We start from the raw sequence: 12,015 nt of genomic DNA, 5'->3' as shown, positions 1-12,015 counted from the left end.
ACGGCACCTTCACGGTCGACCAGACCGGCAAGTGGACCTACACCTTGGACAACGCGGCAGCTCAAGCGCTGACCACGAAGGACCATATCCAGGAAACGTACACGGTCAAGGTCGATGACGGCCACGGTGGTACCGCGACCAAGTCGGTGACCGTGACCATCAATGGCACGGACGACGCCGCGGTCATTACGCCCCATGCGGTGGGCGCCGATGCCGGCACGGTCAAGGAAGACACGACGCTGACGACCAGCGGCAAGCTGGACATCGTCGATCCGGACGCCGGCCAGGCGGTGTTCGTCGCGCAGATGAACGCGGCGGGCCAACACGGCACGTTCTCGATCACGTCCGACGGTACGTGGACCTACAACCTGAACAACACTGATCCGGCCGTTCAGGCGCTGGGCGTCAATGAGTTGATGACCGAGAAATTCACGGTCACGTCCGCCGACGGCACCGCGAGCACGATTACGGTAACGATCCAGGGCACGAACGATGCCCCGGTGATTACTGCGCCGACGGGATCCACCGCTGGCGAAGTCACAGAAGACGGCACCAAGACGGCAAGCGGCCAGTTCAGCCAGACGGACGTTGACACCAACGACGCGCATACCTGGACGGTGGACGGTAATCCGAAGGGCGCCTACGGCACCTTCACCGTCGACCAAACCGGCAAGTGGACCTATACGCTGGACAATGCAGCTGCTCAACAGCTGACTTCGAAGGATCACATCACCGAGACCTATACGGTCAAGGTCGATGACGGTCATGGTGGAACGGCGACCAAGTCGGTATCGGTCACGATCAATGGCGCGGACGACGCGGCCATCATTACCCCGCATGCCGTGGGCGCTGATGCTGGCACGGTCAAGGAAGACACGACTCTGTCTACCAGCGGCAAGCTGGATATCGTCGACCCTGACGCAGGTCAGGCAGTGTTCGTTGCTCAGACGAATGCGGCCGGCCAACACGGTACTTTCTCGATCACGTCCGACGGCACGTGGACCTACAACCTGAACAACACCGATCCGGCCGTTCAAGCCCTTGGCGTGAACGAGTCGATGGCCGAGAAGTTCACGGTCACGTCGGCCGACGGCACCGCGAGCACTATCACGGTAACGATCCAGGGCACGAACGACGCCCCGGTGATCAATGCCCCGGCCGGTTCCACTGCTGGTTCGGTGACCGAAGATGGCAGCCAGACGGCGACTGGCCAGTTCAGCCAGACGGACGTTGACACGAACGACACGCACACTTGGACCGTCGACGGCAACGCTAAGGGCGCCTATGGCACCTTCAGCGTGGACCAGACCGGTAAGTGGACGTATACGCTGGATAACGCGGCAGCCCAACAGCTGACCACGAAGGACCACATTCAAGAGACCTACACGGTCAAGGTGGATGATGGCCACGGCGGCACGGCGACCAAGTCGGTGACGCTCACCATCAACGGTACGGATGACGCGGCGGTTATCACGCCGCATGCGGTCGGCGCCGACGCCGGCACGGTCAAGGAAGACACGACGCTTACGACCAGCGGCAAGCTGGATATTGTTGATCCGGACGCTAACCAAGCGGTATTCGTCGCTCAGACGAATGCGGCTGGTCAGCACGGCACGTTCTCGATCACGTCCGACGGTACGTGGACGTACAACCTGAACAACACCGATCCGGCGGTTCAGGCGCTGGGTGTGAACGAGTCGATGACCGAGAAATTCACGGTCACATCGGCTGACGGGACCGCGAGCACGATCACGGTCACGATCCAGGGCACGAACGACGCCCCGGTGATCAACACGCCTGCAGGTTCGACGGCTGGTTCGGTGACGGAAGACGGCACCAAGACGGCCAGCGGGCAGTTCAGCCAGACGGACGTCGACACGAACGACACGCACACCTGGACGGTGGACGGCAATCCGAAGGGCGCTTATGGCACCTTTACCGTCGACCAAACCGGCAAGTGGACCTACACGCTGGACAATGCAGCTGCTCAACAGCTGACCTCGAAGGACCACATTACCGAAACCTACTCGGTCAAGGTCGATGACGGCCATGGTGGCACGGCGACGAAGTCGGTTTCTGTGACGATCAATGGCACCGATGACGCCGCCATTATTACCCCGCACGCCGTGGGCGCTGACGCCGGCACGGTCAAGGAAGACACGACGCTTACGACCAGCGGCAAGCTGGATATCGTCGATCCTGACGCGGGTCAGGCGGTGTTCGTGGCCCAAACGGCGAACGGCACCTATGGTTCGTTCACCATGGGCACCGATGGCACCTGGTCGTACACGCTGAATAACAGCAGCGCTGTGGTTCAAGCGCTGGGCGTGGGCGAGTCCAAGACGGAAGTCTTTACGGTTTCGTCCGCTGATGGCACGACCAGCACGGTCACGGTTACGGTTCAAGGCACCAACGACGCTCCGATCATCAATGCTCCGACAGGGTCGACCGCGGGTTCCGTGACCGAGGATGGCATTCAGACGGCATCAGGTCAGTTCAGCAAGACCGACGTTGATACCAATGACACGCACACCTGGACGGTGGATGGCAGCGCGAAGGGTACTTATGGCTCGTTTACCGTTGACCAGACTGGCAAGTGGACCTACACGCTGGACAACGCGGCCGCTCAAGCGCTGACCTCCAAGGATCACATCACCGAGACCTATACGGTCAAGGTCGATGACGGCCATGGTGGCACGGCGACGAAGTCCGTTTCTGTCACGATCAATGGCACCGACGACGCGGCCATCATCACCCCGCATGCCGTGGGTGCTGATGCTGGCACGGTCAAGGAAGATACGACGCTCACCACCAGCGGCAAGCTGGACATTGTCGATCCTGACGCCGGTCAGGCGGTGTTCGTTGCTCAAACGGCGAGCGGAACCTACGGTTCGTTCAATCTGGGTACGGACGGTACTTGGTCCTATACGCTGAACAACAGCAGCGCGGCGGTTCAGGCCCTCGGCCTGGGTGAGTCCAAGACCGAGACGTTCACGGTGGCTTCGGCCGATGGCGCGACCAGCAAGGTCACGATCACGGTCCAAGGCACCAATGACGCCCCGATCATCAATGCGCCGACGGGATCTACCGTTGGCTCGGTGACCGAGGACGGTACGCAGACGGCAAGTGGCCAGTTCAGCAAGACCGACGTTGACACCAACGACACCCACACCTGGACGGTGGACGGCAACGCCAAGGGCGCCTATGGCACCTTCGCGGTTGACCAGACCGGCAAGTGGACCTATACGCTTGACAACGCGGCAGCTCAAGCGCTGACCACGAAGGACCATATCCAGGAAACGTACACGGTCAAGGTCGATGACGGCCACGGTGGTACCGCGACCAAGTCGGTGACCGTGACCATCAACGGCACGGACGACGGCGCAGTCATTACGCCCCACGCCGTGGGCGCCGACGCCGGTACAGTCAAGGAAGACACGACTCTGTCTACCAGCGGCAAGCTGGACATCGTTGATCCGGATGCCGGCCAGGCGGTATTCGTCGCCCAGACAAATGCAGCGGGTCAACACGGCACGTTCTCGATTACCTCTGACGGCACGTGGACGTATAACCTGAACAACACCGATCCGGCGGTTCAAGCCCTTGGCGTGAACGAGTCGATGACCGAGAAGTTCACGGTAGCCTCGGCTGACGGTACGACCAGCACGATTACGGTAACGATCCAGGGCACCAACGACGCCCCGATCATCAATGCGCCGACCGGATCGACCTCCGGTTCGGTGACCGAGGATGGCACCCAAACGGCTTCGGGCCAGTTCAGCAAGACCGACGTTGATACCAACGACACGCACACCTGGACGGTGGATGGCAACGCGAAGGGCGCCTACGGCACCTTCACGGTCGACCAGACCGGCAAGTGGACCTACACCTTGGACAACGCGGCAGCTCAAGCGCTGACCACGAAGGACCATATCCAGGAAACGTACACGGTCAAGGTCGATGACGGCCACGGTGGTACCGCGACCAAGTCGGTGACCGTGACCATCAATGGCACGGACGACGCCGCGGTCATTACGCCCCATGCGGTGGGCGCCGATGCCGGCACGGTCAAGGAAGACACGACGCTGACGACCAGCGGCAAGCTGGATATCGTCGATCCCGACGCGGGTCAGGCGGTGTTCGTTGCCCAAACGGCGAGCGGAACCTATGGTTCGTTCACGATGGGCACCGACGGCACGTGGTCCTACACCCTGAACAACAGCAGCGCTGCTGTTCAGGCCCTGGGCCTGGGCGAATCCAAGACGGAAACGTTCACGGTAGCTTCGGCTGATGGCACGACCAGCAAGGTCACGATCACTGTCCAAGGCACCAACGACGCGCCGGTCATCAACGCGCCGACCGGCTCGACGGCCGGTTCGGTGACCGAAGACGGTACGCAAACCGCTTCCGGTCAGTTCAGCAAGACGGACGTCGACACCAACGATACGCACACCTGGACGGTGGACGGCAATGCGAAGGGTACCTATGGCACCTTCAGCGTTGACCAGACCGGAAAGTGGACGTACACGCTGGATAACGTTGCAGCTCAAGCTCTGACCACGAAGGACCACATCACCGAAACCTACACGGTCAAGGTGGATGACGGCCATGGCGGAACGGCCACGAAGTCTGTGGCGGTGACGATCAACGGTACCGACGACGCGGCCATCATCACGCCGCACGCGGTCGGTGCCGATGCCGGCACGGTCAAGGAAGACACGACGCTCACGACCAGTGGCAAGCTGGATATCGTCGATCCCGACGCGGGTCAGGCGGTGTTCGTTGCCCAAACGGCGAGCGGAACCTATGGTTCGTTCACGATGGGCACCGACGGCACGTGGTCCTATACCCTGAACAACAGCAGCGCCGCGGTCCAAGCGCTGGGCCTTGGCGAATCCAAGACCGAGACCTTCACGGTAGCTTCGGCCGATGGCACGACCAGCAAGGTCACCATCACGGTCCAAGGCACCAACGACGCGCCGATCATCAACGCGCCGACCGGAACTACCGCCGGTTCGGTGACCGAAGACGGCACCCAAACCGCATCTGGCCAGTTCAGCAAGACGGACGTCGACACCAACGATACGCACACCTGGACGGTGGACGGCAATGCGAAGGGTACCTTTGGCACCTTCAGCGTTGACCAGACCGGCAAGTGGACCTATACGCTGGATAACGCGGCGGCTCAGCAGCTGACCTCGAAGGATCACATCACTGAGACCTACACGGTCAAGGTAGATGACGGCCATGGCGGGACGGCGACGAAGTCGGTCTCTGTGACGATCAACGGTACGGATGACGCGGCTATCATCACCCCGCATGCTGTAGGTGCTGACGCGGGTACAGTCAAGGAAGACACGACGCTGACGACCAGTGGCAAGCTGGATATCGTCGATCCGGACGCCGGTCAGGCGGTCTTCGTAGCCCAAACGGCGAGCGGTACCTACGGTTCGTTCACCATGGGCACCGACGGCACCTGGTCCTACACGCTGAATAACAGCAGCGCGGCGGTACAGGCTCTGGGCCTGGGCGAGTCCAAGACGGAAACGTTCACGGTAGCTTCGGCTGATGGCACGACCAGCAAGGTCACCATCACGGTCCAAGGCACCAACGACGCGCCGGTCATCAACGCGCCGACCGGCTCGACGGCTGGTTCGGTGACGGAAGACGGTACGCAAACCGCTTCCGGTCAGTTCAGCAAGACGGACGTCGACACCAACGACACCCACACCTGGACGGTGGACGGCAATGCGAAGGGCACCTATGGCACCTTCAGCGTTGACCAGACCGGCAAGTGGACGTACACGCTGGACAACGCGGCCGCTCAAGCTCTGACCTCCAAGGATCACATCACTGAGACCTACTCGGTCAAGGTGGATGACGGTCATGGCGGCACGGCCACGAAGTCGGTTGCGGTGACGATCAACGGCACTGATGATGCAGCCATCATCACCCCGCATGCAGTGGGCGCTGACGCCGGTACGGTTAAGGAAGACACGACGCTCACGACGAGCGGCAAGCTGGACATTGTCGATCCCGACGCGGGTCAGGCCGTGTTCGTTGCTCAAACGGCGAGCGGCGCCTATGGTTCGTTCAACCTGGGCACGGACGGCACCTGGTCCTACACGCTGAACAACAGCAGCGCCGCGGTTCAAGCGCTGGGCCTTGGCGAATCCAAGACTGAAACCTTCACGGTAGCCTCGGCCGACGGCACGACCAGCAAGGTCACCATCACGGTCCAAGGTACCAACGACGCGCCGGTCATCAACGCGCCGACGGGTTCGACGGCGGGTTCGGTGACGGAAGACGGTACGCAAACGGCGAGCGGTCAGTTCAGCAAGACCGACGTTGACACCAACGACACGCACACCTGGACGGTGGATGGCAATGCGAAGGGTACCTATGGCACCTTCAGCGTTGACCAGACCGGCAAGTGGACGTACACGCTGGATAATGCAGCGGCTCAGCAGCTGACCTCCAAGGACCACATCAACGAAACCTACACGGTCAAGGTCGACGACGGCCACGGCGGTACGGCGACCAAGTCGGTCACCATCACCATCAACGGTACCGACGACGCCGCCATCATTACCCCGCACGCCGTGGGAGCCGATGCAGGCACGGTCAAGGAAGACACGACCCTGACCACCAGCGGCAAGCTGGACATCGTCGACCCCGACGCCGGCCAGGCCGTGTTCATCACGCAGAACGTCACCAGCACGTACGGCACCTTCACGCTCGGCAGCGACGGCACGTGGGCTTACACGCTCAACAACACCAGCGCCGCGGTCCAGGCCCTGGGCCTGGGCGAGTCCAGGACGGAAACCTTCGCGGTTTCGTCCGCCGACGGCACGACCAGCAAGGTCACGGTCACCGTCCAGGGCACCAACGACGCCCCGGTCATCCAGGTGCCGACCACCGGCGCCGACCTCGGCAACGTCACCGAAGACGGGACCAAGACGGCCTCCGGCCAGCTCACCCGGGTGGATGTCGACACCAACGACACCGCCACGTGGACCGTTCAGGGCGCCAGCAAGGGCACCTACGGCGCCATCACCGTCGACTCGACGGGCAAATGGACCTACACGCTGGATAACACGGCGGCCCAGTCCCTGCGCGCCGGCGACAAGGTGACCGAGACCTATACGGTCAAGGTCGACGACAGCAAGGGCGGCACCGATACCCACGTCGTCACGATCACGATCAACGGTACCAACGACGTGCCGACGATCGTCGGCCGCGGCGGCGACGGCGTCGGCGACCGTGGCACGGTGGTGGAGGATCTCACGCTGTCGGCCACGGGCAAGCTCGACACGACGGACGCGGACACCGGCGAAAGCTACGTCAAGGCGCAGTCGGTCAAGGACACCTACGGCACGTTCACCATCGACGCCAACGGCAACTGGACCTACACGCTGGACAACACCAACGCAGCAGTGCAAGCCCTGTCCGGGGGCCAAAGCCTGACCCGCACCTTCACGGTCACGTCCATGGACGGCACCGCCACGCACCCCGTGACGGTGACCATCGCCGGCGTCAACGATGCGCCGACGTCGGCCGCCAACTCGACTCACGTCGAAGTCGGCACGACGCACGTCTTCACGCTGTCCGAATTCGCGTTCTCGGACAGCAAGGGCGAAAGCGATGCCTTCCAGAGCGTCGTCATCAGCCGCCTGCCCACTGTCGGGTCGTTGACCTACAACGGCTCCGCGGTAACGGCAGGGCAGGTGATCACCGTGGCGGACATCTCGTCCGGCAAGCTGGTCTACACCCCCGGTTCGTCGGGCGCCGATACGTCCTTCGGCTTCCAGGTACGGGATGCCGGTGGCACGGCCAATGGCGGCCAGAATACCTCCGGTGAATACAACTACGGCATCGTCACGGACAACCTGATCCGCGGAACCAACGACGGCTCCAGCGCCGGCAGCCTTACCGGTGGATCGGGCGACGACATCATCATCGGTGATGCCGGCGGCTCGAAAACCACGGTGGTGCCGGGCAAGAACTACAACGTCGCGCTGGTCATCGACCACTCCGGCAGTATGGCGTGGGGCCTGGACGGCGGCACCAATCCGTCCAGCGGCCAGGATCGCATGACCCTGGTGAAGGCGGCGTTGCTGAACCTGCTCAACACCCTGGACACCCACTCGGATGGCGTGGTGAACGTGGCGCTGATCGGCTTCGGCTCGTCGGCGGACAGCACGATCCAGGTGCAGAACCTGACCACGGCCAACGTCGGGACGCTGATCAACGCCATCAATGCGATGACGGCGACCGGCGGCACGAACTATGAAGCGGCATTCAACAGCGCCGTGACCTGGTTCAATGCGCAGACCGCGGCAGGAAAGACCGGTTCGAACTACGAGAACATGACGTACTTCCTGACCGACGGCGATCCGACGTACTACATCGCCAGCAACGGTACCCGCGGCGGCGATGGCTCGACCACGGACGCCACCACGCTGCAGGAGTCGATCGATGCCTTCAAGGCATTGAGCGCGGTGACCAACGTCAACGCCATCGGGATTGGCGACGGGGTCAGCCAGCAGTATCTGCAGTTCTTCGACAATACGGCCAGCGGCAGCGTGGCGACTGTATCGGTGGGCATGGGGACCAGCACCAACACGGTCCTGGCGAACTTCGATAACTTCTCTACGTCGGGTCTCAATAACGTCTCGGGCTGGACGTTCTCGTCCGGTGGCACGGGTAGCGCCGCAACACGGTCCTATACGGGCTACAGCAACAACACGCTTTACGCAAACCTGCAGATCACCGACGCCAACGGCAGCGGCGATTCGAAGCTGACCAGCCAGACTTTCACCATTTCGGGCAGCAAGACCAGTCTCAGCTTCGACGCGTCGACGGCCAACTTCAATTCGGGTGACGTGTTCAAGTGGGCGATCGAAAAGCTGAATTCGTCAGGGGGTTGGGATACGGTGCAGACCGGCTCCACCAACAGCCCCATGTCGTCGGCTTTGACGATCGAGACCAACATCCTGGCAGCCGGCAGCTACCACCTGGTCTACTCGGTCTCCGACAACACGACCGGTTCGGGCAATGCCACGGTGAACATCGACAACATCACCACGCATGCCTACACGTCGATCATCTCGGGCCCGGCAGGTACCGCGGATATCGCGCACCAGGCCAGCGATCTGGACACCGTGCTGCAAGGCGGCAGCACCACCACGACACCGGCCACGGTCGGGGGTGACACCATCGACGGCGGTGCCGGCAACGACATCATCTTCGGCGACACCATCAATACCGATGCGTTGTCGTGGACGGGTCACCCGGCGGGTTCGCACGATGGCCAGGGCATGCAGGGCCTGGTCGATTTCCTGACCTCGACCAATGGCCACACGGCGACCACCACGGAGCTGTACGACTACATCAAGGCGCATAGCGATGACTTCAACATCAGCGGCGATACCCGTGGCGGCAACGACACCATCCGTGGCGGCGCCGGCGACGACCTGATCTACGGGCAGGGCGGCAACGACACCATCATCGGTGGCCAGGGCAACGACACCCTGTACGGCGGTGCCGGCAGCGACACCTTCAAGTGGGAGCTGAACGACCAGGGCACGGTGGCCAAACCCGCGGTGGACACGGTCAAGGACTTCTCGGCGGACACGCCGGCTAACGGCGGCGACGTCCTGCATCTGGGCGGTTTGCTGCAGAACCCGGCGGACTCGGACCTGTCCAAGTACCTGAACTTCACCAAGGACGGCAACAACACCGTGCTGAAGGTCAGTACGGCGGGCGACGTGGCCCACGGTTTCGACCAGAAGATCATTCTTGAAAACGTCGACCTGATCGGTACCAAGACCGACCAGCAGGCCATCATCAACGACCTGATCCAGAAGGGGAAACTGCAAGGGCATTGATAGGGGGAGAGGGCAGGCGCCGCCTCATGGCGAGGAGGCGCCTGCCCTCATCCCTTTCTGTGTGCGTTCAAGGAATTTTCTGGTATATTGCTGGACTTGCTTGTGGGGCGGTAGCTCAGCTGGGAGAGCGTCGCGTTCGCAATGCGAAGGTCGGGAGTTCGATCCTCCTCCGCTCCACCATCAAGCCAGATAAAAAGCCTTGGACTCGCTCCAGGGCTTTTTTTCGTCCCTGTTCGCCGCCCGGCGGAATATTGCAGGCCTGTGTCCGCCTATGGACGTGGGTGAAAAAAGTACAACACCAATCCTACATTCACTGCGATTAGTTACGGAAATTACGTTTCTGTTTGACGTTAGTTTGCGAGCTTTATCGAAATCTAGTGCTTTTTTCCGAGAAGATAGCGCCGCATGCTGCGTCCGCGTCATCCATTTGACTGATCGTTTTACATTTCTTTCTGCACACATCCCTCGTAAGTCACCATACTTTGCGAGACCACGAGACTTTCTGAAATATATAGGTCATCCACTCCGTTAATGCCGGGATGGGATAAACATGTTGCGCCTGAAACAACTTATTGCTGTAACCGCGGTGGTCCCCGTGACCGTATTGGCCCAGTCCGGGCCGGTGATGCCGAAAACGAGCACCCGGCCATCCGACACGATGGCCCCTGTGGCTCAGGCGACTGACGGCAAGAACGCCGCCACGCTCAACCAGATCGTCGAACAGACGCTACTGACAAATCCGGAAATCCAGGCTCGGTATCACGACTTCCGTTCCTCTCTGGAAGGGCAGAACGTGGCCAAGGCGGGCTTCCTTCCCCAAGTCAATACGCAGGCCTACTACGGCCGCATGTGGCAGAGCAATCTGCCCGATGACGGGCACGCCAGCTGGAACCGGCCGGGCTACACCGTAGAACTGCGGCAATTGATATTCGACGGTTTCCGCACCAGCAGCGACGTCAAGCAAACCGGCTTCGAGAAGCTGTCGCGCTTCTACGATCTGCTGGCGACCAGCGATGACATCGCCCTGACGGCCACCACGGCCTACCTGGATGTGCAGCGCTACCGCGACCTTGAGTTGCTGGCGCGGTCGAACTACCGCCTGCACGAGGAAACGCTCAAGCAGATCCGTGAGCGCGCCGATTCGGGCGTAGGCCGGCGGGTCGACTACGAGCAGGCCGGCGGCCGTCTGGCCCTGGCGCAGACCAATCTGATGACCGAGAGCGCCAACCTCAACGACGTCACGTCGCGCTTCCGGCGGGTGACCGGCCTGGATGTGCCGGCTACCCTGGCGGCGGCGCCCCGCCTGGACGACAGGTTGCCGAAGAATCCGGCCAACTTCAACGACTCCTTGCGCAGCAATCCGCAGATTTTGTCCAAGCAGGCGCTGGTGCAGTCTTCGAATGCGGGCGTGCAATCGGCCAAGGGTAATTTCTCCCCCAAGTTCGAGTTCGTCGCATCGACGGGGACGGATACCTCGCAGCCCGGCCCCGACTACAAGAACACGCGCAGCACGCAGGCGCAGGTACTGATGACCTACAACCTGTATCGCGGCGGCGGCGACTCGGCCCGTCTGCGCCAGGTGTCGGCGCAGAGCTACGCGGCACGCGACGTGCGGGACTACACCTGCCGGAACATCCAGCAGGACCTGGCCATCGCCTGGAACAACGTCGTTCACCTGCGCCAAGCTCTGCCGTTCTTGCGCGACCATGAAATTTCGACCACGAAAGTGCGGGATGCGTATCGGCAGCAGTTCCAGATCGGCCAGCGCACCTTGCTGGATTTGCTGGACACGGAAAACGAATTGTTCGAGTCGCGCCGCGCCTTGACCAATGCCTTGTACGACTTGCAAGCCGCGCAATACCGGTGGCTGGCGCTGTCGCACAAGCTGCTGCCCACGCTCGGTTTGCGTCCGGCCAAGGACGAGACGCCCGAGGAAAACGGCAAGCTGGAAGTCAGCGACGACGTGATCAAGCTCTGCAATTCGACCGTGCCGAATGCTGAGAGCCTGGAGCCCGTCAAGGTCATCTACCAGGATGGCTCCAAGCCGCCTGAATTCGTTCCGGCGGGTAATCAACCTCTGCAATCCGCTCCGGGGCAACCGGGGGCAACTCCGAAGTGGTGACCT

The 12,015-nt window shown here is 61.9% G+C and carries 2 protein-coding genes and 1 tRNA gene; all 3 read left to right on the top strand.

Going from position 1 to position 12,015, the window contains the following annotated elements:
- Positions 1-9,890 (top strand): VCBS domain-containing protein (locus tag ASB57_RS31330; protein WP_057652138.1); only part of this gene is annotated, 9,890 nt, incomplete at its 5' end.
- Positions 9,891-9,994: 104 nt separating this feature from the next.
- Positions 9,995-10,070: transfer RNA gene (locus tag ASB57_RS10225), tRNA-Ala, on the top strand.
- A 445-nt stretch (positions 10,071-10,515) separates the two neighbouring features.
- On the top strand, positions 10,516-12,012 hold the full coding sequence (locus tag ASB57_RS10220) for a TolC family outer membrane protein (protein ID WP_057656057.1): 1,497 nt from the start codon (positions 10,516-10,518) through the stop codon (positions 12,010-12,012).
- The last annotated feature ends 3 nt before the right edge of the window (positions 12,013-12,015 follow it).

Origin of the sequence: Bordetella sp. N (assembly GCF_001433395.1) — a bacterium.
Classification (GTDB): Bacteria; Pseudomonadota; Gammaproteobacteria; order Burkholderiales; family Burkholderiaceae_B; genus Bordetella_C.
Note: the sequence above shows the minus strand (reverse complement) of the source record. Positions and strands in the feature narration are given on the sequence as shown.

Excerpts from the sequence above, each read along its gene's own strand:
- ASB57_RS10220 (WP_057656057.1), top strand. The coding sequence starts at position 10,516 with ATGCCGAAAACGAGCACCCGGCCATCCGACACGATGGCCCCTGTGGCT.